Consider the following 23,950-nt stretch of genomic DNA (forward strand, 5'->3'; position numbering starts at 1 on the left):
ACTCTTTATTTAACTATTAAGCGTTTATATTTACATCTATCCCATTTTAATGACGAAATATATTTTGAATACAACCGTTTACTTATTACTTTTACCCAATAAACAATTTCAATTATGTCTCAACCGGTACTTTCATTAAAAAACACAACCATTTATCAAGGTCAAAAGGTCATATTATCTAATATAAACCTGGAGGTAAATCATGGTGAATTCTTATATATTATTGGAAAAACCGGATCTGGAAAAAGTAGTCTGATGAAAACTCTTTATGCTGATCTCGCTTTAACAGAAGGTGAAGGACATATCGTCGATTTTGATTTACATACTTTGAAAGAAGATGACATTCCTTATTTGAGAAGAAAAATCGGGATTGTATTTCAAGATTTTAAATTATTACCGGACCGTACTATAAAAGACAATATGTTATTTGTCCTAAAAGCAACTGGATGGGTTGACAATGAGGAAATGCAACGTAAAATTGATGAAGTATTGGATAAAGTTGGGATGAAAGATCATGCTAACAAGATGCCGCATCAAATCTCTGGTGGAGAACAACAACGTGTTGCCATTGCAAGAGCTTTGCTTAACGATCCTGAACTTATTCTTGCAGATGAGCCTACAGGTAACCTAGACCCACAAACTAGTGCGGAAGTACTTGAAGTTTTAAGAAACATCAATGCCAACGGTAAAACAATCATTATGGCCACTCACGATTATGCCTTATTGATGAAATACCCATCGAAAACTTTAAAATGTGAAGATACTAAAATTTTTGAAGTAGTTCAGAGACCAGCATAATGCTTTCCATTCTTATTCCAACATATAATTACAATGCTTTTCCTTTAGTTTTAGAATTGCATAAGCAGTGTGTGGAATCTAATCTAGTTTTTGAGATTTTATGTTTCGATGATTCTTCCACTTTTGAAATCCCCGAAAATAATCAAATCAATAGTTTAGATAAATGCAGTTATATAATCTTAGATAAAAACATTGGTAGAAGTAAGATTCGAAATTTACTGGCTTCGAAGTCGAATTATGAGTGGTTGCTTTATATGGATTGCGACACTTTACCTGAAAATTCTAATTTTATTTCAAATTACATCAGCCAAATTAATTCATCAGTCAAAGGTGTTTTTTTTGGAGGAATTATTTATACTGAAAACAAACCTGATAGAGACAAATTATTACGATGGGTATTTGGAAAAAAAAGAGAAGCTATTCCATTATCTGAACGAAAAAAAAATCCTTATAAAACTACATTCATCTCTAATTTTTTAATAAAAAAATCTATTTTTGAAACAATTTTGTTTGATGAAAAAATCAACACTTACGGCTATGAAGATTTTACTTTTATTCATTCATTAAAGGATAAAAACATAGAAATTCAACATATTGAAAACCCATTGTATCATCTGAATTTGGAAACTTCCGAATTGTTTATTTCCAAAACAAAAACTGCTCTTGAAACCCTTTTATTTATTTCAAAAAACAATTCGAAAATTAAAGTCGATAGCAAACTAATTAAAATCCACAAGGTACTTTCCCTTTTCAAAATCGAATTCTTGGCGGCAATGTTGTTTCAGGGATTACATATAAGGTTAGAAGAAAACTTAACTTCAAAAAAACCGTCATTATTGTTGTTTGACTTCTATAAAATAGGCTATTTTTGTTATTTAAACATAAACTAGATGCCTTTTTTTTCTGTCATAATTCCGCTTTTCAACAAGGAGAAACACATTGAAGCCACTTTAAAAAGTGTACTTAACCAAACATTTAATGACTTCGAAATAATAATAATCAATGACGGGTCAACTGATCAAAGTGTCGAAAAAGTATTGCCTTTTGAATCTAAAAAAACAACCCTGTTTCATCATCCGCAAAACAAAGGCCTCTCAGCATCCAGAAATACAGGAATAAAACACGCTTGCTCATCCTATATTGTTTTTTTGGACGCTGATGATATCTGGAAGCCAAATTATTTACAAAAAATATCTTCCTTAATAAACAACTTCACAGAAGCAAGAATATATGCAACAAATTATCTTGAAATTTACGCCAACACCATTGCTATTAAGCCTAAACTCAATCTAAAAAATTTTAAAAACGATGGAATTGTAGCTGACTTTTTCGAAAGCAGTTTATCCCAACCCATTTATTGCCCATCAGGTTTATGTGTCGAAAAATCAGTTTTAGAAAAAATAGGCTTTTATAACGAACAGATCACTTTTGGAGAAGACGTGGACTTTAATATTAGGGCCAATAATTTATTTAAACTGGCTTATTCACCTGAAAATCTGGTTGAATACACTATGTTTTCAGAAAATAAAATTACAAATTCTGAATTAAGAAACAAAACAATAACCGATTTTGATTCATATGAATCTCTTACCCAAAACAATCGAAGTCTAAAAAAGTACCTAGATTTCAACAGGTACATAATGGCTAAACAATATAAGATTGAAAATGACACTCTCAATTTTGATAAAATAAAAAAAAGAATTGATTCCAATCCTGAAATTTCCGGATTAAACTACAAACAACGTTTTTTATTAAATTCCCCTTTGTTTCTGTTGAAAATTATAAAAAAAATAAAAATTGGTTTGTTAGAAAAGGGAATCCGAATTACAACATATGATTAAACTTCAAATAATCTAAATATTCCTGAAAATCCCGAATATAATCGCCTTCAGAAAACACATCAGAGGCCATAACAAGGCAAACCGCTCCAGAAGAAAAATTCTCCAATTCACGCCAAACATTACTGTTTATCAGCAAGCCTTTGTCCGGCTTATTTAGTGTGACAATTTGTTCTTGGCTTCCATCTTTTAAAACAACATCAAAACTTCCTGAAATAGCAACCAGCACTTGTTTTAGCTTTTTATGTGAATGCCCTCCCCTTTTTGCAGAACTCGGGATATCATATAAATAATACACCCTTTTTATATCAAATGGAATTGCATTATGTTCAATAACAGCAAGATTTCCCTGGCTGTTTTCAATTTTTGGGATATTAATGATTTCAATATTCATAAGGCTAACTTACATCAATTTTAAGATATTCTAACCACTGATTGCCTATATTTTCCAATGAAAATTTTTCGATACTTTTAAGTGCGTTCTGTTTACAAAAATGATACAACTCAATGTCTTCTATCATCAAATTCATAGCTTGGGTCAATTTTTCAATATTTTGATCTTCTACTAATAGTCCGTTGTATCTATCAATTACAATTTCAGCAGGACCAGAAAGACAATCAAAAGAAATTACCGGAGTCTGGCAAGCAAGTGATTCTGCGAGCACATTCCCAAATCCTTCGTTCTTACTGGACAAAACAGTAAATACTGCATTTTTCATAAAACAAAACGGATTTTCTTTCCAACCCAGAAAATGAACCTTATCGACAATGTTAAGTTGGCCAACTTGCTCTTCTAATTTTTCACGAAAAACACCATCCCCTAATAAAACAAGATGAATATTCTCTTTTGGTAAATTAGAATGGTAATAAGCGGTTATCAGTTTATCAAATTGTTTGATATTATCCACCATTCTTCCTACTGCCAGGATATATTTAAAGTCGACATCAATCTCTTCTCTAGATTGTCTTTGAATACTTTCTATATCTATGGGATTGTTAATCGTAAATAAATTATTGTATTGTAATTCCTTTTGGATTTTCTCTTCTATTTTTTTAGAAACGGTGACAATTCCATATGCATCGGAATATATTTTTTTGGCTAGAAACTGCAATTTAGGGAAATACATCTCAGTCATATAGCTATGAACCGTCATTATATAAGGCGATTTGTAGAGTAACTTAGTAGTCAAAAACTCCTGAAACTGATTGTTTTTAACCCTAAAATCAATTATGTAATCAAAGGAATGCTCTTTTAAATATTTTCTAAGAATATTGAATCTTTTCAGTTTATTGAAGAGTCCATTTGTTTTGTTCTTCTGTTCTCCTAGATTTAAAAGCTGACCTGAATATTCGTATTCAATTATATCCAAAATTGTGACATGATGGACTTCCACATTCTTGTTTTCGAAAAATTGAGACAATAATGCGGCACAGCGTTCAGCACCGCCATTGGCGAGTTGTTCACTAATAAGACAAATTTTATAAACTTTCTTTTGAGTCATAAACCAAAATACCTAATTTCGAAAACAAATATAGACATTCATGAGGATTTTACTAGTAGGCGAATACAGTGGGTTTCACAATACCCTAAAAGAAGGGCTTATTCAGCTTGGCCATGAAGTAATTCTCATAGGGGATAATGATTTCAAGAACTACCCCTTGGATATTTCTGTTTATGCAAAAACCTTCAAAGACAATTATGTATTAAATAAAATACGGCAAGCCATTTTTAGGTTGACCACAATTGATCTCGCCCAATTAGAAATTGCCTTTCGATTCTTTTTAAACAGAAAAAAGCTAATTGGTTTTGATATTGTTCAGTTGATAAACGAATATCCTTTGCATTCTAATTTGTATTTGGAAAAAAAAATGTTGAATTATATTTTTAAAAACAATAAAAAAACATTCCTTTCCTCTTGTGGAGATGATTATCCAAGCGTAAAGTATATGCTTGAAGACAAATTTAAATATTCGGTATTAACACCATGCAAAACAAACCCAAAACTTGGGCATTGCCAATATACACTTTGCTATGCAACGAAACCCTTTAAAGAGTTACACGAATTTGTGTATCAAAATTGCATTGCCGTAATTCCTGGGGATTTAGATTACGCCATTCCGTTGCAAAATCATCCGAAAGCTCTTCCTTTGATTCCCTATCCTATTAACATAGATAAAAACGAATTCAGTCCTCTTATAATAAAAGACAAAATCATTATTTTTCACGGAATTAATGAGGCCAATTACTATAAAAAAGGAAATAATTATTTTGAAAAGGCACTAGAAATCATTGAAGAAAAATATGGTGATAAAGTCGAAATAACTACCACTCGAAGTATTCCTTATGCCACTTACATTAAGTTATACAATAAAGCACATATTTTATTAGACCAAACCTTTAGTTATGATCAAGGATATAATGCACTTGAGGCTATGGCAAAAGGTAAGGTGGTTTTCACAGGAGCAGAACAAGAATTCACAGCTCATTACAATTTAAAAGAAAGAGTTTGTATTAATGCGCTCCCAGAAGTAGAAAGTTTAGTGACTGAGTTATCCCATTTAATTGAAAATCCTGAAGAAATAATAGCCATTAGTAAAAGAGCTAGAGCTTTTATCGAAAAGGAACATGATTATATTATAGTTGCTAATAAGTATTTGGAAGTTTGGAAAAAAAACTAAAACAAGCTTTTCCTGAAATAAACCACTAATACGGTTAAGTAAACAAAATACGTTAGAGCGTGTGCTATAACAACTCCTTCAACACCAAAAACTGTAATTAGATATTTACTCGAAAAATAGAGTGTCGTAAGCGATAGTAATTCAGTTAATACAAATGGAACAGTCAGTTTTTTAGCAAAAAATTGAAACCCTAAAATCAAAGATGCCACTTTTAAAACATCACCAACTATCTGCCAAAAAAACAGGGTTGTTACAGGAAGAAATTCATCTGTAAAAAGAAGTTGAACAATAAAAAAGCGAGCAAAATAAATCAAGGTTACCCCAACAACAAAAAGAGGAATTATATTTTTATAAAAACTCCAAAACACCTTTTTCGTTTCCAGATTATTCTTGGACTCAACTAATTTAGGCAAAAAATAAACAGATAAAATAGTACTTACAAAAAGTAAATAGTAAGTCGATATTCGCATCATTGTTTCCCAAAAACCGGCTTGTTCAATCCCAATAGATTGTATTAAATTAGTCCTGATAGCTAAAAAAACCAGAGGCCCAAAAACGGCAGAAACCAAAACCATTACTGAATAAGAAGCCATTTTTAAAATAAAATGAAAATCAAAATATCGAATTCTAACACTGTTCCAAAAAGGAATTTCCTTATTTATGTAATAAAAAGTCACAAAGAACAATAAGGCTGGTGAAATTACAATTGACAATAATGCTCCTAAAGTCCTGAACTGTAAAATCAAAACCAGTGACAAAATCAGTCCTATTACATTACCAATACTATTTATCCAGATTACTTTTTTAAATCTACCCTTTCCATTAAGTACAGATGCCAAAAATATGGAAATACTATACCAGGGTAAGGCTAGAGCCAAGGCTTTAAATACAATTAAGTACTCATCGTTATTACCTAAAATTTTAAAACACCAATAATCCGCAAAAAAAAACAAGAAACCGCTTAAAAAAAAACCAACAAACAACAAACTGAAAAAGACCGTTGAAATTATTTTTTTTAATTGATTGTTGTCGTCTTTATTTTCAGCAACATATTTGACTATTCCGTTTTGAAATCCCAAAGTAGAAATCCCTTCCAGTGAAGATATAAAATTCCTGAGATTCCCAACTAAAGCTATACCTGATGGACCAACAAATACCGCTAACAATTTAGAAGTCACCAGCCCGATACCTATTTTTAACAGAACACTCATACTGTTTAAAGAAGTGATTTTAAACAAGCTTGACTGTAATATGTTTTTTAACACTCTCAATTTAGTATTTGTTTAAAACGGAGATAATAACATCAACTTCACCTGAAGTCAAGACAGGACTTATTGGCAAACTCAATACGGTATCGTGTATTTTTTCGGTAATTGGGAACGATAAATTATTCCATTGCTTCAAAGCTTTTTGTTTATGAGGCGGAACCGGATAATGAATCATTGATTGAATCCCATTTTCTAATAAATAATTTTGTAAATCGGCTCTTTTTTCTGTTCGAATAACAAATAGATGAAAGACATGACTTGTAGAAAAATCCCATTGAGGTAGAATTATTTTCTCGTTTTTAATTTCGGATAAATATCGTTTTGCAATTACTCTGCGTTTTTCATTGTCCAAATCTAAATTAGGTAGTTTTGCATTTAAAAAAGCGGCTTGCAGTTCATCGAGTCTCGAATTCACACCTACATAATCATTATAATATTTAGTTTCCGAGCCGTAATTCCGAAGCGAAAACAAGACTTTTGCCAAGGCTTCATCGTTTGTGGTTATTGCTCCACCATCGCCAAGAGCACCAAGGTTTTTACCAGGATAAAAACTGAATGCTTGGGCATTCCCTATTTTGGCTTTCGCCTTTTGGCTTTCGGTTTCAAAAAAAGCGCCATGAGCTTGGGCAGCATCTTCAATTACTATTAAATTATGTGCTTCGGCAATTTCGTTTATGGAATCCATTTCTGCCAACTTTCCATACAAATGAACGACCAGAATCGCTTTGGTTTTCGAACTTATATTGGTTACAATTAAATCGGTATTAATATTGAAAGTTTCCAATTTTGGCTCGACCAAAACAGGAATTAAATCCGATTGTAAAATTGCCAGAATACTGGCGATATATGTATTTGCAGAAACTATGACTTCGTCTCCTTTTTGAAGTAACCCCAACTGAATATAGCCTTTGAAAATTAGCACTAACGCATCCAGGCCATTCCCAACACCAATACAATATTGAGTTCCGCAATAACTGGCAAAATTAGCTTCAAACTCTTTTACTTCATTTCCTAAAATGTACCAACCACTTTCTAATACGCTTTTCATTTTTTCCTGAAAGGCAGTTTCGTAAGGGGAATTTATTAATTTTAAGTCAAGAAATGGTATCATATAATTACGTTATCCAGTTTAGAATAATGGGCCGTTTTTACTTCATAAAAATCATGTACAATAGTACTCGCTCCGAAACTCTCTTTCCAATAAGACAATCCTTCATTGAGTTTTTTACCCTGAGACACATTCGATATTCCAAAATCAAAATAACGTTTAGAAACAAATTTTTTGGTTATTAGAAAATGGATTAGAAAGTCTAAACTACCTAGCTTACTGAACTCTGGATTCATTGAAATATATTGGCAATGAGCGACTGTTGTGGTTTCAAAAACAGTAATTCCAGCAACGATTTTATCGTTATGATATACATTAAACTGACGTATATTCATTGGAAAAAACCTCTTTAATCTATTTATTTCATCCAAAGAATGAACAGGATTCTCATTGTGTTTGCTATTCAAATTCGGAATCAGTATTTCGTTCCAAAAGGCTTCAAAACTATGTTCTTCTTTTATTTGCAGATTATTATCAATTCCTTTCTGCACCCCTCTTTTTCTTATTTTCGAATAATTGATTTCCTGCGATAAATCAATAACCACAAGGCAATCACGACGTACTAGAAGGGCATCTACAAGAAATAACGCATATTGAATTTCTTCGGCAGGTTTACTGTGATAAATAGATGGAATTGTCTTAAGATATAAATGGTCAATTCCATTACTATTCAAATAAAACAAAACGTTTTTAAAAATCTCAATAACCGAAATCAATTTTGTTTTTTCTTTATAAATCAATCCACCATAAGTCAATCCTTGATGTGAATATACTGTAGCGTCAACTTTATTTGCAGGCAATAGAGCCACTAGTTTTTCCTCATGAAACACAAGCAACGAAAAATCCATAAATCGATCTCCATGATATTCCATAAAATCCCTATGAAATAGAAATGTTGCATTTTTAGTTTTGACTATAAATGCATTCCAATCATTATAATATTTGGCTTCGTATTGTTTTACTAAATAAGTTTTCAAAGTGATTTTTTAAACATTGGAAAATTAATCAATTATATCATAAAAATTTAATGAATGGGAACTTTAATAATAATTAAAATAAATTACTATCTTTAAAACACTTAACCTATATTTCATGAGACAAAGATTACGCTACCTAGCTATTAGTCTTATTTTTATTACATCATTTTCATTGTCTGCCCAAGAAATTTCGTTATTCAGGCAGTACAATGGACGGTATGATTTTCTGTTTTTTGGTAATACACTGAACAAAATGGAAAATGGCACAGGTGGTCCGTGTGAAATTTTCACAACTTCCTCAGCTATATTAAATCTTAAATCATCTGATCAAATAGAAAATGCTTATCTCTATTGGTCTGGCTCTGGAACAGGTGATTTTAATGTTAAGTTAAATGGCATAGACATAAATGCTCAAAGGACATTTTCAGTGATTCAGGACAGATCGGGTCTCCCTTTCTTTAGTGCATTCACTGATGTAACGGAACAACTTAAAACGTCTGGAAGCGGACTGTATGTTTTTAGTGACCTAGATTTAACCACTACAATAAAGAGCTATTGTTTTAACGGTACAAACTTTGGCGGCTGGGCAATTGTTCTGGTATATAAGAACAATACTCTTCCTCTAAATCAACTTAATGTCTATGATGGGTTACAATATGTCCCAAATGAAATAAATATTACACTTGATAATTTAAATGTTATTGACAACCAAGATGCCAAAATTGGTTTTTTAGCTTGGGAAGGAGATCGTTCCATAAGTGTAAATGAAACATTACGAATTAATGGCAATCCTATAAGTAATCCGCCATTAAACCCAGTAGACAATGCTTTCAACGGAACCAATAGCTTTACAGGTTCCAGTACTTTATACAATATGGATCTGGATGTGTATAACGTCCAAAATAACATTAAGATAGGCGACAAATCAGCGCAAATCCAACTAACATCAGGCCAAGATTTCGTGATGATAAATACCATTGTCACCAAATTCAACAGTCAATTACCCGATGCTACAATTCATATCGACGAATTCAAATTAGAATGTGACTCCAGGGAAATTCTTGTAGATTATACTGTTTTCAATTCGAAAAGTACAAATCCATTACCTTCAGGAACTCCTATTGCAATTTATGCTAACGGTGTGTTTATACAATCAACTAAAACAATATCGACAATATCAATTGATGGTAAAGAAAGTAATCAAATCAAAATTATAATTCCAAATTCAGTTCCTTCTGTTTTTGATTTAGAATTTGCGGTAGATGATGATGGCACTAGAAATGGTGTTGTAACGGAACTTAATGAAAACAACAACTCTTATATTGTAAAAGAAATAGCGCTCCTGTTTTCACCAAAAACTAATAAGGTTCCTAATCTAGACTCTTGTAATCTAGGCTTTGGAAAAGGTTCTTTTGACTTTTCAAATTATGATGAATTAGTGAAAATCGATCAAGGTGATTCAGTTCGTTTTTACAAAAGTCTTGAAGATGCCAATACCGAAATTTCACCAATATTAAACACAAGTAACTATACCACTACTACTTCTCAAACAACAATTTATATAAGAATTAATAACAAATATTGCTACAGGATCAACACATTTGAATTAATTACGTCAAACTGCCCTCCAGTTATTTACAATTATTTCACTCCAAACAATGATGGAAATAATGATAAATTCACTACTAAGGGGATACGAGACATCTTCATAAATTATAAAATTACCATCTACAACCGTTGGGGAGTTTTAATATGGACTGGAAATAACAACACTAATGATTGGGACGGATTTGCAACAAAAGGATTGTTATTAGACAATAAAAATTCGCCTGACGGAACTTATTATTATGTTATCGAATTAAATGACCCTAATTATCAAACCCCGTTAGTAGGCTTTTTGTATCTAAATAAGTAATACTTTTAATTCTAGAAAACTATTTTTTTTCTAAAGTTGGCAAATACCATTTATATTTAACAGCCATCAAACGAACAGTAATAATCACTAAAGAAGTAATTAAATATAAAATATCATTATTTAAATTGAATCGTTTCAGGGCAAAAAACACAGCACCGCCAAGGATACAAATGGTAGCATAAATCTCTTTTCTGAATATTACAGGAATCTCTGTACATAATATATCCCGAATTACACCTCCAAAACAGGCTGTCATTGTTCCAAGTGCAATACAAATAACAGGATGCAATCCAATATTTATCCCTTTTTCAAGACCAATTAAAGTAAAAACACCTAATCCAATTGTATCAAAGAGAAACAATGAAGTACGCAATCGGTCGAATTTTTTTCGAAAAATAATAGCTAAAAAAAAAGCGATTAGTATGGCATAAACATATTCTAAATCAAGCATCCATCCCACGGGTGTTCTCCCTATCATAATATCCCTCAAAGTTCCTCCTCCCACTGCCGTTACAAATGCAATAATGAAAACCCCAAAAAGGTCCATTTTTTTATTCATGGCAGTCAAAGCACCAGACAAAGCAAAAGCAATCGTTCCTATGATGTCTAATAAATGAAACATTTGATTTTTTTGGTTTTAATGAGAGAAATAGAATTGCAACAACATAATATACGGCAAAATTAGAGAAAATTACTCGTGAAAAAGAGTAATAATCCATTTATATATCTAATCTGTTTTATAATTTTAAATATTCCTTTTATAATTTATAAAACTGAATTTTCTCTATGTATCTTTGTTTGATATTTAATTATTAAATTTTCTAATATCTTGAAACAAATCACTTCAGTTCAAAATCCTTTTATAAAATCTCTAGTATTATTACAAGAAAAGGCTAAAAACCGAAAACAAACGGGAACTTTCATAATTGAAGGAAAGCGGGAAATTGAAATTGCCATTAAAGGCGGATATGAAATAGAAACTGTTTTATTCTATCCGGAAATCTGTTCAGAGACTGAAGCAAAAAATATTGCAAAAAACACTGAGCTAATAGAGATCAATAAAGATGTCTTCCAAAAACTCGCTTATAGAGATACCACCGAAGGAATTCTGGCTATAGCCAAAACAAAATCACTACACCTTTCTGATTTAAAATTATCCGAAAACCCATTGATTTTAGTTGCTGAAGCTCCAGAAAAACCAGGGAACATAGGTGCTTTACTGAGAACCGCAGATGCTGCTAACCTCGATGCGGTAATTATTGCGAATCCAAAAAGTGATCTTTATAATCCAAATATCGTACGCTCTAGCGTAGGCTGCTTGTTTACAAACCAAATAGCTACTGGAACAACGGCCGAAATTATTGCCTTTCTGAAAGAAAGAAAAATCAATTTTTATTGCGCAACCCTGCAAAATTCAACGTCCTATCACACTCAGGATTACACTACTCCAACTGCTCTGGTTGTTGGAACTGAAGCTACTGGTCTGACTCAGGAATGGAGAGATGCAGCCACACAAAATATCATTATCCCGATGCAGGGTGAAATCGATAGTATGAATGTATCTGTAGCAGCGGCCATTTTAATTTATGAGGCCAAAAGACAAAGAGGATTTTAATTTTCAACAGGTCTATTTCTTAAAACAAAATTTAATTCACATCCTACTATAATGAATCTAGAAGAAAAAATCGCACAGGCAGAAACACGAATTTTCAAAACGGTTTTCCCAGGCACAACTAATCATTACGACACCTTATTTGGAGGTACAGCTATGCTAATGATGGATGAAGTTGCATTTATTGCCGCAACGCGATTTACAAGAAAAAGATGTGTTACGGTTTCTTCTGATCGAATAGATTTTAAAAAGCCTATCCCTTCTGGAACAATTGTAGAACTTATTGGGAAAATATCAAAAATTGGTAACACCAGCTTAGATGTAAAAGTGGAAATCTATATCGAACAAATGTATAGCAATCATAGAGAAAAGGCGATTTCAGGAAACTTTACTTTTGTTGCATTGGATGAAAATAAAAAACCAACACGCATTTTAGATAATAACTAATTAATATAGTTACTTCATATTTTTTAGATATAAAACCCACTTGTTTATCTCGTTTCTAATGCTTATTTTTAGAAATTGAACCATGCCGTTATGATAGAAATTGATATAGAAAAAGAGAACAAAGCAATTGCTCAAGAATATAAAGAATTATTACGCATCAGTTATCAAACTTTAACTGATGAGGACAAAAAAATAATTCGGAAAGCTTTTGATGTTGCCGTAGAAGCGCATAAAGATCAACGCCGAAAATCAGGTGAAGCCTATATATTCCATCCTATTGCAGTGGCAAAAATTGTCGCTTCAGAAATAGGTTTAGGAGCTACTTCTATTGCTGCAGCTTTAATGCATGACGTGGTTGAAGACACGCCTACAACGGTTAAAGACATCGAACGAATGTTTAATCCTAAAGTGGCACAACTTGTTGAAGGATTAACCAAAATCGCTTTAGTTCAAAAAGACATGAATATTTCGATGCAAGCCGAAAATTTCAGAAAAATGCTTTTGACTCTAAATGATGATGTACGAGTAATTTTGATTAAAATTGCTGATAGACTGCACAATATGCAAACTATGGAGTCTATGGAGAATCATAAGCAAGTCAAGATTGCTTCAGAAACTTTATATATATATGCCCCCCTAGCCCATAGATTGGGTTTGTACAACATTAAATCCAAACTTGAAGACTTAGGTCTAAAATACACGGAGCCTGCTGTTTACAATAACATTGTAAGCAAAATAAGAGAAACAAAAGAAGAACAGGATATTTACATTAAGGATATTTCTAATGTCTTAAAGGCCTCATTAGACGCCGAAGAAATTGATTATGTTATCAAAGGTCGTCCAAAATCAATCTATTCAATTAGAAGAAAAATGGAAGCGCAAAATGTAAGCTTTGACGAAGTTTATGACAAATTTGCCTTGCGAATTGTATACAAATCAAATCCTCACGAAGAAAAATTTATCGCTTGGAAAATATATTCTATAGTTACAGACCATTATAGACCTAGTCCAAGTAGATTGAGAGACTGGATTTCTTCTCCAAAATCAACTGGTTACGAAGCATTACACATCACTGTTATGGGGCCTAAAGGTCGCTGGGTGGAAATTCAGGTTCGCAGTGAGCGTATGAATGAAATTGCCGAAAAAGGGTATGCAGCTCATTATAAATACAAAACAGGTGCTACTGAAGAAAGCGGCTTAGACGTATGGCTTAATTTATTAAAAGAAGCACTTGAAAATTCAGAAAGCAGTGCTGTCGATTTTGTTGAGGATTTCAAAATGAATTTATATTCCAAAGAAATCTACGTTTTTACCCCTAAAGGAGACATCAAATCCTTACCCAAAGGCGCAACATCACTCGACTTCGCTTTTAGCATACATTCTGAAATAGGTATTAGAACACGCGGTACTCGAGTAAACGGGAAATTAGTCCCATTAAATTATGAGCTGAAAAGCGGTGATCAAGTAGAAATAATCACTTCACAAAATCAAAAACCAACCATAAACTGGCTTGATTATGTAACTACATCTAGGGCTAAGAATAAAATTAGAAATGTTCTAAACGAAAATACCAAGAAAATTGCCGAAGACGGTAAAGAACTTCTAACTCGTAAATTAAAACATCTTAAAGTGACTTTAAACGAGACGGTTGTAAATGAACTAGTCAACTTTTTTAAACTAAAAACCAGTTTAGATTTATTTTACAGAGTTGGAATTGGTTCTATTGAAAACCAACAGCTTAAAGATTTCGCTGCTCAAAAAAGCAATACTTTAATCAATTTCTTCAAAAACAAAATCAAACGTTCTGGCCAGACTGCTGACGAAGACATTCACAAGCAAATACTGAACAGTAATTTTGACATGCTTGTTTTTGGTAACGAACAGGATAAATTAGATTATAAATTATCTGCTTGCTGTAACCCAATACCGGGAGATAAAGTTTTTGGTTTTGTTACTATTAATGAGGGTATAAAAGTGCATAAAAAAGATTGTCCAAATGCCATCGCAATGCAATCAAATTATGCCTATCGAATTATGCAGGCCAAATGGATTGATTCTACTGAACAAGAATTCAAAGCTATAATTAATATTATTGGAATGGACTCTTTAGGATTAACAAATGAATTAACAAAAGTGATTTCAAATAATATGAATGTAAATATTAAGAGCATTTCATTGAATGGAAATGCTGGTATCTTTAAAGGGCAGGTAACGGTTATTGTACAAAACATCACCATTTTGAAAAAATTAATAGACAACATTAAAAAAATTGACGGAATAGAAAAAGTAACCCGAGTTTACAAAAATTAAGAACTCAATTGTGTTTATCACAAAGTAAAGCCTGATTATAATCCTATTACCGAAATAATATCAAAGTAGTAAGTTTATATTATTGTTCCAAATTTCACAAAATTATGGGCTTATATATCCTTAAACTTGAAAACAATTAAAATAAAAAATTATCTTTGCCAGATATGACACTCATTTCAATAGATAACAATAAAAATCAGGAAATTGTAAAAAATGTTTTTACAATGTATCTTGAAAATAAAGGACATCGTAAAACCCCTGAACGCTATGCTATACTTCAGGAAATATATGAAAACGAAGAGCATTTTGATATAGAAAACCTCTATATTAAAATGAAAAACAAAAACTACCGTGTCAGTAGAGCCACACTATACAACACAATCGAATTATTATTAGACTGTGCTTTAGTTCGCAAACACCAATTTGGGCAAAACCAAGCGCATTACGAGAAATCATATTTTGACAAACAGCACGATCATATCATTATGACCGATACTGGTGAAGTAATCGAGTTTTGTGATCCAAGGATTCAAACGATTAAAAAAACTATCGAAGAAATATTCGATATTGAAATAACAAACCACTCATTATATTTTTACGGAGTAAAAAAAGCACCTAAAGAAGATATAATTTCAGAAAAATAAAAAGTGCTGACAATATAAAAACAGAAGCACTCAATAAACAACTAATAAAAATAAGAAACAGAATGACTGTAGATTTATTACTAGGATTACAATGGGGAGATGAAGGTAAAGGAAAAATTGTTGATGTTCTTACCTCAAATTACGATATCATTGCTCGTTTTCAAGGTGGGCCAAATGCGGGACATACTTTAGAGTTTGACGGAATAAAACATGTACTTAGAACAATTCCATCTGGAATTTTCCATGAAAAATCTATAAATATCATCGGTAATGGGGTAGTTATTGATCCTGTTGTTTTTCAAAAAGAAATTGAAGGACTTGAGAAGTTTAATTTAGACATCAAAAGCAAATTAATCATTTCAAGAAAAGCACATTTAATCTTACCTACACATCGTTTACTAGATGCAGCTTCTGAAGCTTCAAAAGGGAAAGCTAAAATTGGTTCTACTTTAAAAGGTATTGGACCAACTTACATGGATAAAACAGGAAGAAACGGTATTCGTGTTGGAGACATTGAATTAGAAGATTTTAAAGAAAGATATAGAGCTCTTGCTGACAAGCACGAATCTATGATTAAATTTTACGATGTTGCTATTCAATACAATTTAGAAGAATTAGAAAAAGAATTTTTTGAATCTATCGAAGAACTAAAAAAATTAGATTTTATTGATAGTGAAGAATATCTACACCAAGCTCAAAAAGCAGGTAAATCAATATTATGTGAAGGTGCTCAAGGTTCATTATTAGATGTTGATTTTGGAACATATCCTTTTGTAACTTCATCTAATACTACTGCTGCTGGTGCTTGTACTGGTTTAGGTATTGCTCCAAATAAAATTAAAGAAGTATACGGAATCTTTAAAGCATACGTAACACGTGTAGGTAGCGGTCCTTTCCCTACTGAACTTTTTGACGAAGATGGTTCAACAATGGCACGAGTAGGTAATGAATTTGGATCTGTAACAGGAAGACAAAGACGTTGTGGATGGTTAGACCTTGTAGCTTTAAAATATGCTGTTCAGGTTAATGGTGTAACACAATTAATGATGATGAAAGGCGATGTCCTTTCAGGATTTGAAACATTAAAAGTATGTACAGATTATAGTTATAAAGGAGAGAAAATTTCTCATTTCCCTTATAACATCGAACCAGAAAATGTTACTCCTATATACAAGGAATTCAAAGGTTGGAAAGCTGACTTAACAGCTATGACCACTTATGATGAACTACCATCAGAATTAAAAGAATATATCGAGTTTATAGAAAAAGAAGTTGAAGTTCCTATTAAAATCGTTTCAGTAGGACCAGACAGAAAACAAACTATACTTAAATAAAAATAACTAACGCTCTGAAAATTCAGAGCGTTTTTTTTTCCTAAGAACAATCTTTGTATGAACAATCCCGAAATAAAAATACAAAAAACCGAACTGCTTTCGGACAATTGGTATATACTAAGTAAAGTAACCTTAGATTATAAAAAAGAGGACGGAAGCTGGCAAACCCAGAAAAGAGAAGTGTACGATCGAGGGAACGGATCTGCAATTTTATTGTACAATTCACAAAAAAAGACGGTCATCTTAACACGTCAATTTCGTTTACCTACCTACCTAAACGGGAATAAATCAGGAATGATGATTGAGGTTTGTGCAGGAATGTTAGACTTAGACAATCCAGAACAATGCGTCATTAGAGAAACAGAAGAAGAAACCGGCTACCGCATTACTAAGGTAGAAAAAATAATGGAAACCTATATGTCCCCTGGAGCAGTGACTGAAATTTTACATTTATTTACAGGAGCATATGATGAATCTATGAAAGTGAGTGAAGGAGGCGGAGTGGCTCATGAACATGAAAACATTGAAGTAATTGAAATGCCATTCGAAGAGGCATATGCTTTGATCGAATCAGGAGAGATTCAAGATGCCAAAACAATTGTATTATTGCAACATGCTAAAATAAAGCAGCTATTGTAAATCACTCTGATTACAAACCAAATGAACAATCAAACAAAAGGAGTCCTTTTTGCCCTGACCGCTACTCTATTGTGGTCAGTAAATATGGTAATTGCCAGCGGAATTAAAGGACACATACCGCCTGTTGGATTGGCGTTTTGGAGGTGGACAATTGCTTGTATTGTTTTGATGCCTTTTGCTATTCGAAGTACCATCCGAAATTTGGCAGTAATTAAAAAAAACATACGCTATTTAATAGCGACCGCAATACTGGGGATTACGATTTTCAACACACTCATTTACTTTGCAGGAAGAACCACAACAGCTGTAAATCTATCTTTAATTGCCATTTCTATTCCTATCTTTATTGTAGCCATTTCCAGAATTGCATTTAAAGAAAAAATATCAGTACATAAGATGATTGGTATAGTAACAATCATTACAGGAGTCCTGGTTTTAATTACCAAAGGATCGCTTCAATCATTACTACATATTAATTTTACCCGTGGCGATCTGTTAATGTTGGTTGCCTGTTTCTTCTTTGCCAGCTACACGATATTAGTCAGACTTAAACCTGAAGAATTACCAGCCAAAGTATTTTTATTTAGTGTATTTACTTTGGGCGTTTTATTCCTATTCCCCTTTTATCTATGGGAACATTTATTTTATAACAAAGTGGTTTTAGACTCCACTACCTTTTTTGCGACAACTTATGTTGGCATCTTCGCTTCATTAGTTTCCTATTATCTATGGAATGAATCTATTCGTTTAATTGGCACTAATAATACCGCTTTAATATATTATCTCATCCCGGTATTTAGCGGAATAATTGCTTATTTATTTTTAAACCAAAAAATCGTTTTGACCCAATTTATAAGTATGGGAATTATTGTTTCAGGTTTAGTGATTACCAACCGGGCTAAATCTTAAAACTAACAATTCCATTTTAAATCAATTGTAGCACAAGATACCAAAAAGCCAAAGTGACAAAGGACAGCGGTATTCCAAAACCTATCATCATACTACATAATCGGGGTTTCAATCCATAAGTGGATGCTAATATACAGCCCGTAATCATGGGCGCCATAGCCGATTCCATTATGGAAACCTGAATAATCTCGGAATGCTGATTAAGAACAACTGCATACAACAAATAAATTATGGCGGGTGTCAGGATTAATTTATACAAAAGTCCTAAACCCAGAAAACGCCAGTGTTGGCTTCTTATATCGAAACGCAACTGTAAGCCAACAGATAAAAGGGCTAAAGGAGTCACACCACTTCCCGTTTTTTGCAACACAAACTGCATCCCGTCCTGAAAATCAAAATGGAATAAATTCATAAAACAAGCCACCATAAAAGCTATGAAAGGAGGAAACAACACGATTTTTTTTGCAATCAATAAGCCGTTTGGTTTTCCTGTCGAATAAAACATAGCCACCAAAATTCCTAATGTAGAAAGCACAACAAAAGAACCCGGCTGATCCACTAAAATAGCCGTCTTCATCCCTTCTTCACCATACAAGGCTTCTATTATTGGAAATCCAAGAAAAGAGGTATTACTCAATCCAGCAGTTAAAATTAAACATCCAGTCAATTTCTTTGACCAACCGTATTTATTTCCAAGAAAACGAAAAAGGAAGAACGAAATTATAAACCCAATCCAAGCAACACCAACAGGATATAGTAATTGATTGTTCCATTGAATTTTTGGAATGTAGTAGAGCGACAATGCCGGAAGACAAACATTGATAACTATCTTGTTTAATAACTTATAACTGTTAGCCGGAAACTGTTTTACTTTTTGCAAAACGATTCCAAGGATTAAAAAAACGAAGATGATAATGAAATTATTCATAGTAGGTAAAGATATTCACTAAATTAGAAAATATGCATTCCCAAAAGTAAACATCTTTTTAATTTCACACTTGATAATCAAAGAAAGACTGTAGAATTATTCGCCATAAAATCAAAATTAATTCTTGTTATTCACCTATAAATACTAATTTTACTAAAACGCACATAAGTTTTGGAAAACAACAAGAAAATACATTCTGCTCTACAAGAAAAAGCTGGAATTTCACCTCCTGAAATTTTCAGTCAAAAAGTTGTAGATAACATCCAGAAATCCAGAAAAAGACAACCAAGTTCACAAGAATTAGTAGAGGGAATTTTATCAGGTAACATAACCGCTTTAAGTCGGGCAATTACATTGGTTGAAAGCACAAATCCTGATCATTTGGCTAAAGCCAATGAGGTAATTAATGCCTGCTTGCCACACGCTAATAAATCTGCAAGAATAGGAATCACAGGCGTTCCCGGCGTAGGCAAGAGTACTTTTATAGAGGCTTTTGGAAAACACTTGACAACATTAGGAAAAAAAGTGGCCGTACTTGCTGTAGACCCAAGCAGCTCTATTTCTCACGGAAGTATTTTGGGTGATAAAACCCGGATGGAAGAATTAGTAAAAGATAAAAACGCCTATATCCGTCCTTCGGCATCAGGAGACACTCTTGGCGGTGTAGCCAGAAAAACCAGGGAAACAATCAGTCTTTGTGAAGCCTGTGGATTTGACACCATTATTATCGAAACCGTAGGTGTTGGTCAAAGTGAAACGGCAGTTCACTCTATGGTCGATTTCTTTTTACTTTTAAAAATTGCAGGTGCTGGTGATGAATTACAGGGCATCAAACGAGGCATTATGGAAATGGCTGATTCTATTGTCATTAATAAAGCTGATGGAGATAATATTAAAAAAGCAAAACTAGCCAAAACAGAATTCAACAGGGCCCTGCATCTTTTTCCAGCCAAAAAATCGGGTTGGATACCTACTACAGGAACTTGTAGTGCTATTACTCAAGATGGAATATCAGAAGTTTGGGAAACAATATCAAAATTTCTTGAGCTCACAAAAGGCAATAATTACTTCTTTGAAAAACGATCCCAGCAAAATGAGTATTGGCTATTGGAAACCATCAATGAACAATTGAAATTAAATTTTTACAACCATCCAGAAATTCAAAAACTACTGGATGAAAATAAAAAAGCGGTGCAAAATGATGAAATTTCACCCTTTGCAGCCGCTCAAATTTTATTAGAAAAATATTTTAAATAATCAATTTCTGTTCTTAAATAACATCAATTTCTTTTATCTAAAAATACATAAAGCATAGTATTAAAAACAAAAAACGCTGGCATAGCCAGCGTTTTTAATATAATTAGAATTTCAATTATTCAGTTACAAATTCATCAAAAGATTTCAATACAAAAGGCACATTGTTTTCTTTTGCTTTCTTTTGAAAAGCTGTACCATATTTGGACTCTAAACTTTTATACTCTTGTATTCCTTTTTCGAAACGTAATTTTATCACTTCTAAGTTTTCCATTTGTGAAGCTGAAGGCGCAGTAAAATTACTTGCTATTGTAGCATATAATTCACCTAGTTTTTCTCTTAACTGAGGTTCAGCTGCTCCTACATAACTATCCCCAGTAGTCACAACTAATTTAGCTTTAAGGGTCTCAAAGACAGCTTTAACTTTAGCTCCTTCTTTTGCATATCCTTTGTCCTTCTCCATAAGTTCCGTAATTAAAACTATATCTTGATCTATTTGATAAACAGTATAAGCTAATTCTTCGTTCATATTAAACAATACACGCGTTATTTCGCTTTGGCTTTTTCGATCAGCTGCACTAACACTACTTTTAGGATCGTTTACTACTTTAAAGGTATGAGAATATGTTTCTTTCCCTTTTGTAATTACCGCTTTGTAATTTCCTTCAGCTACTCTTGGTGCAGTGAATCCAGAAAAACTAATCGTTTTACCAGCTGCAGTTTTTGGGGTTTTCATATTGTAATTCCAATTTACAACGTTGATTCCTTTTTGTTTACCTGGAGTCAAAGAAGTAATTTTATTTCCTTTATCATCCTGAATTTCAAGATCCATTTTCCCTAAAGTATGACGCTTTTTAAGATAATAAATGATTTGCGCACTTGAAGATGGGTTATTCCCAACGAATTCTAATTCAGTTGCAGTTCCACCAAAATTAGATTGCTCTTCTATAACTGCTGCTTTAAGATCAAAGAAATGCAAATCTTTGTTCAATACAACTTGATCAATTTGACGCAATGGACTTATATCATCCAAAATGATAATTCCTCTTCCGTGAGTCGCCATAACTAAATCATTCGTTTTCTTGCTCATCTCTATATAATGAACAGCTACAGATGGCATATTATTAGTGAAATGTGACCAGTTAGCCCCACCATCAATAGTAATATACAGTCCTTTTTCAGTACCTAAGAATAATAAATCTTCGTTTACATAATCTTCTTGAATATTTCGAACAAAACCATCTACATCAGCAGTGATAATTGATTTCCAGGTTTTACCAAAATCGGTTGTTTTATATGTATACGGAGTGTAGTCATTACTAGAATGTCCTTCGAATACAGCATACGCAGTTCCTTCTCCAAAAACACTTGCTTCAATATGATAACACCAAGTGTTTTTTGGCAATCCAGGAATGTTTGCAACTACATTAGTCCATGATTTACCACCATCTTTTGTAACTTGAATATTTCCATCATCTGTTCCTGCCCATATTACGTTCTCATTTAGAGGTGATTCAGCAATCGTGAAAATGGTACAATGATTTTCGGCACCAGAATTATCTTTAGAAAGTCCTCCAGAGTTTTCTTGGTTCATTTTCTTAGCATCATTTGTAGTTAAATCTGGAGATATTTTACGCCATGTACGACCCATATCCTCTGATTTATGAACAAATTGACTTCCCATATAAAAACGATCCGTTTGCTTAGCACTAACTTCCATCGGAGCATTCCAGTTGAAACGCAATTTAGGATCTCCTTTTACAGCCAAAGGCTGAACAGTAACTAATTCTTGACTATCAGTGTTATATCTCCATACATTCTCAGCACCTTGCATTTCACTGTAAATAATATTCTTAGTTGGGTGTTTTACAACTCTAAAACCATCTCCTTGACCTATACGAGTCCAGTCCTTAGCTTCAATTCCTCCTGGGCTTTTAGATAGTCCATACCAAGAACCATTATCTTGTAATCCTCCATAAACATTATAAGGCTCTTTATCATCAATACTTACGTGATAGAATTGAGAAACGGGTAAATTACTAACCATTTCCATAGTAGATCCTCCATCCCAGCTTCTATAAACACCTCCATCAGTACCACAATACATTCTATTACTATCATTAATATCAAAAGTAATATCATGAATATCAGCGTGCATATACCCTAAACTTTTAAATGTCTTTCCACCATCACGGCTTATTGAACCTGATAATCCTCCTTTTACAACAATATCCGGATTCTTTGGATCAACAACAATTCTAGAAAAATAAAACGGACGTACAACTAGCCCAAAATCACTATTCAAGTGTTTCCATGAAGCACCGGCATCCTCTGAACGGTACAATCCATTTTTATCACTTTTCTCAGTTTCAAGAACAGAATATAAAATATTCGAATTAGACGGAGCTATTGTAATGGCAATTCTCCCTAATTTCCCTTGTGGAAAACCGTTGTGGATTTTATTCCAAGTTTTTCCACCATCAATAGTTTTATATAAAGCAGATTGTGATCCACCAGAACTAAATGACCATCCCGTTCTTCTGAATTCCCAAAAACTCGCATACATAATATTGGAATTATTGGCATCCATTATTAAATCCGAGCAACCTGTTTTAGCATCTAAATAAAACTCTTTATTCCAGGTAATTCCTCCGTCATTAGTTTTATAAATTCCTCTTTCAGTACTATCACCCCATAAAGCTCCTAAAACCGCAACCCATACAACATCACTGTTCTTTGGATCAACAACAATAGAACCAATACGATCAGATTTTGGCAAACCCATATTTTTCCAATTCTGTCCACCATCAGTAGTTTTGTATATTCCATCACCCATAGAAACACTATTTCTAGTCCACGTTTCTCCGGTTCCTACCCATATATTCTGATCTGGTTTTGAAGGATCAATTGCGATACAACCAATAGACTGAATGTGTTCGTCAAAAATTGGGGCAAATGTTGCTCCACCATCACCACTTTTCCACACACCTCCACCTGCAGTAGCGGTATAAAGTATTCTATTATTTGTTGGGTGCATTTCAAGATCAGTGATACGTCCACTCATCAAGGCTGGACCAAGGTGTCTAGCGGAAATATCTCCAAATAATTCTTTTCCCTTCAAAATAATTTTCTCTTGAGCATCAATAGTTGATGCAGCAAAAAGAAATAAAGTTGCTAATAATAAATTAGATTGTTTCATCGATAATTACGGTTTTATTAATAATAAAATCTGTTTTAAGATGGCCACAAAATATTGAGATTTAGGACAATTCTTAAAAAAAATAGATTAA

21 protein-coding genes are annotated in these 23,950 nt (G+C 32.9%); 13 read left to right on the forward strand and 8 right to left on the reverse strand.

Annotated elements, in window-relative coordinates; translation table 11 throughout:
* The first annotated feature begins 114 nt into the window (after window positions 1-114).
* From FLAK523_RS14955 to FLAK523_RS14965, 3 genes are read left to right on the forward strand one after another with little or no spacing between them, the layout of a single operon-like run.
* Complete coding sequence (locus FLAK523_RS14955) at window positions 115-798, forward strand: cell division ATP-binding protein FtsE (RefSeq protein ID WP_248904951.1); 684 nt, start codon at window positions 115-117, stop codon at window positions 796-798.
* Entirely contained in the window at window positions 798-1,688 is an 891-nt protein-coding gene (locus FLAK523_RS14960; protein WP_248904953.1) for a glycosyltransferase, read from the forward strand. The genes FLAK523_RS14955 and FLAK523_RS14960 overlap by 1 nt, the downstream gene beginning before the upstream one ends.
* Window positions 1,689-2,639, forward strand: coding sequence for a glycosyltransferase family A protein (locus tag FLAK523_RS14965; RefSeq protein ID WP_248904955.1), 951 nt, complete (start codon window positions 1,689-1,691; stop codon window positions 2,637-2,639). It begins immediately after the preceding gene.
* On the opposite strand, the gene FLAK523_RS14970 is transcribed toward FLAK523_RS14965, so the two are convergent.
* Both FLAK523_RS14970 and FLAK523_RS14975 read right to left on the reverse strand, forming a co-directional pair.
* Window positions 2,623-3,030 (reverse strand): FdtA/QdtA family cupin domain-containing protein, encoded by a 408-nt coding sequence (locus FLAK523_RS14970; protein WP_248904957.1) that lies wholly within the window; start codon window positions 3,028-3,030, stop codon window positions 2,623-2,625. The genes FLAK523_RS14965 and FLAK523_RS14970 overlap by 17 nt on opposite strands.
* A 4-nt stretch (window positions 3,031-3,034) precedes the next feature.
* Window positions 3,035-4,138 carry a glycosyltransferase gene (locus FLAK523_RS14975; protein ID WP_248904959.1) on the reverse strand — a complete coding sequence of 368 codons (1,104 nt, stop codon included), beginning with the start codon at window positions 4,136-4,138 and terminating at the stop codon, window positions 3,035-3,037.
* A gap of 40 nt (window positions 4,139-4,178) precedes the next feature.
* Between FLAK523_RS14975 and FLAK523_RS14980 the strand changes: the two genes are divergently transcribed.
* Window positions 4,179-5,315, forward strand: coding sequence for a glycosyltransferase (locus FLAK523_RS14980; protein WP_248904961.1), 1,137 nt, complete (start codon window positions 4,179-4,181; stop codon window positions 5,313-5,315).
* On the opposite strand, the gene FLAK523_RS14985 is transcribed toward FLAK523_RS14980, so the two are convergent.
* From FLAK523_RS14985 to FLAK523_RS14995, 3 genes are read right to left on the reverse strand one after another with little or no spacing between them, the layout of a single operon-like run.
* Window positions 5,312-6,580: an O-antigen translocase gene (locus FLAK523_RS14985; RefSeq protein ID WP_248908105.1), complete on the reverse strand. Its 1,269-nt coding sequence runs from the start codon at window positions 6,578-6,580 to the stop codon at window positions 5,312-5,314. The genes FLAK523_RS14980 and FLAK523_RS14985 overlap by 4 nt on opposite strands.
* Before the next feature lie 7 nt (window positions 6,581-6,587).
* Window positions 6,588-7,694 carry a DegT/DnrJ/EryC1/StrS aminotransferase family protein gene (locus tag FLAK523_RS14990; protein WP_248904963.1) on the reverse strand — a complete coding sequence of 369 codons (1,107 nt, stop codon included), beginning with the start codon at window positions 7,692-7,694 and terminating at the stop codon, window positions 6,588-6,590.
* Complete coding sequence (locus FLAK523_RS14995; protein ID WP_248904964.1) at window positions 7,691-8,668, reverse strand: GNAT family N-acetyltransferase; 978 nt, start codon at window positions 8,666-8,668, stop codon at window positions 7,691-7,693. Before FLAK523_RS14995 ends, FLAK523_RS14990 begins: the two co-directional genes overlap by 4 nt.
* Window positions 8,669-8,783: 115 nt before the next feature.
* On the opposite strand from FLAK523_RS14995, the gene FLAK523_RS15000 reads away from it, so the two are divergent.
* Entirely contained in the window at window positions 8,784-10,583 is a 1,800-nt protein-coding gene (locus FLAK523_RS15000; protein WP_248904966.1) for a gliding motility-associated C-terminal domain-containing protein, read from the forward strand.
* 19 nt (window positions 10,584-10,602) lie between these two features.
* Here FLAK523_RS15000 and FLAK523_RS15005 read toward each other — a convergent pair whose 3' ends face one another.
* Complete coding sequence (locus FLAK523_RS15005; protein WP_248904968.1) at window positions 10,603-11,205, reverse strand: trimeric intracellular cation channel family protein; 603 nt, start codon at window positions 11,203-11,205, stop codon at window positions 10,603-10,605.
* Between the two features lie 207 nt (window positions 11,206-11,412).
* Between FLAK523_RS15005 and FLAK523_RS15010 the strand changes: the two genes are divergently transcribed.
* From FLAK523_RS15010 to FLAK523_RS15040, 7 genes are all read left to right on the forward strand, one after another.
* Window positions 11,413-12,198, forward strand: a complete 786-nt coding sequence (locus FLAK523_RS15010; RefSeq protein ID WP_248904970.1) for an RNA methyltransferase — start codon at window positions 11,413-11,415, stop codon at window positions 12,196-12,198.
* A gap of 51 nt (window positions 12,199-12,249) precedes the next feature.
* A complete protein-coding gene (locus tag FLAK523_RS15015; RefSeq protein WP_248904972.1) occupies window positions 12,250-12,642 on the forward strand; it encodes an acyl-CoA thioesterase in 393 nt (130 codons plus the stop codon).
* Window positions 12,643-12,732: 90 nt separating this feature from the next.
* The gene (locus FLAK523_RS15020) at window positions 12,733-14,952 is read left to right on the forward strand and encodes a bifunctional (p)ppGpp synthetase/guanosine-3',5'-bis(diphosphate) 3'-pyrophosphohydrolase (RefSeq protein ID WP_248904974.1); all 2,220 of its coding nucleotides are present in this window, start codon (window positions 12,733-12,735) and stop codon (window positions 14,950-14,952) included.
* Window positions 14,953-15,116: 164 nt separating this feature from the next.
* A complete protein-coding gene (locus FLAK523_RS15025) occupies window positions 15,117-15,596 on the forward strand; it encodes a Fur family transcriptional regulator (protein WP_248904976.1) in 480 nt (159 codons plus the stop codon).
* A 62-nt stretch (window positions 15,597-15,658) separates the two neighbouring features.
* Window positions 15,659-16,930, forward strand: coding sequence for an adenylosuccinate synthase (locus FLAK523_RS15030; protein ID WP_248904977.1), 1,272 nt, complete (start codon window positions 15,659-15,661; stop codon window positions 16,928-16,930).
* Between the two features lie 57 nt (window positions 16,931-16,987).
* Entirely contained in the window at window positions 16,988-17,569 is a 582-nt protein-coding gene (locus FLAK523_RS15035; protein WP_248904979.1) for an NUDIX domain-containing protein, read from the forward strand.
* A gap of 21 nt (window positions 17,570-17,590) precedes the next feature.
* Window positions 17,591-18,478, forward strand: coding sequence for a DMT family transporter (locus FLAK523_RS15040; RefSeq protein ID WP_248904980.1), 888 nt, complete (start codon window positions 17,591-17,593; stop codon window positions 18,476-18,478).
* A 16-nt stretch (window positions 18,479-18,494) separates the two neighbouring features.
* Here the strand turns inward: FLAK523_RS15040 and FLAK523_RS15045 are convergent, their stop codons facing one another.
* Window positions 18,495-19,406, reverse strand: coding sequence for an AEC family transporter (locus FLAK523_RS15045; protein WP_248904982.1), 912 nt, complete (start codon window positions 19,404-19,406; stop codon window positions 18,495-18,497).
* A 171-nt stretch (window positions 19,407-19,577) separates the two neighbouring features.
* Here FLAK523_RS15045 and meaB point away from each other — a divergent pair, with 171 nt between their 5' ends.
* On the forward strand, window positions 19,578-20,663 hold the full coding sequence (meaB, locus tag FLAK523_RS15050) for a methylmalonyl Co-A mutase-associated GTPase MeaB (RefSeq protein ID WP_248904984.1): 1,086 nt from the start codon (window positions 19,578-19,580) through the stop codon (window positions 20,661-20,663).
* A gap of 115 nt (window positions 20,664-20,778) precedes the next feature.
* On the opposite strand, the gene FLAK523_RS15055 is transcribed toward meaB, so the two are convergent.
* Window positions 20,779-23,859 (reverse strand): hypothetical protein, encoded by a 3,081-nt coding sequence (locus FLAK523_RS15055; RefSeq protein WP_248904986.1) that lies wholly within the window; start codon window positions 23,857-23,859, stop codon window positions 20,779-20,781.
* Window positions 23,860-23,950: the final 91 nt, after the last annotated feature.

The organism is Flavobacterium sp. K5-23 (assembly GCF_023278045.1).
Classification (GTDB): domain Bacteria; phylum Bacteroidota; class Bacteroidia; order Flavobacteriales; family Flavobacteriaceae; genus Flavobacterium.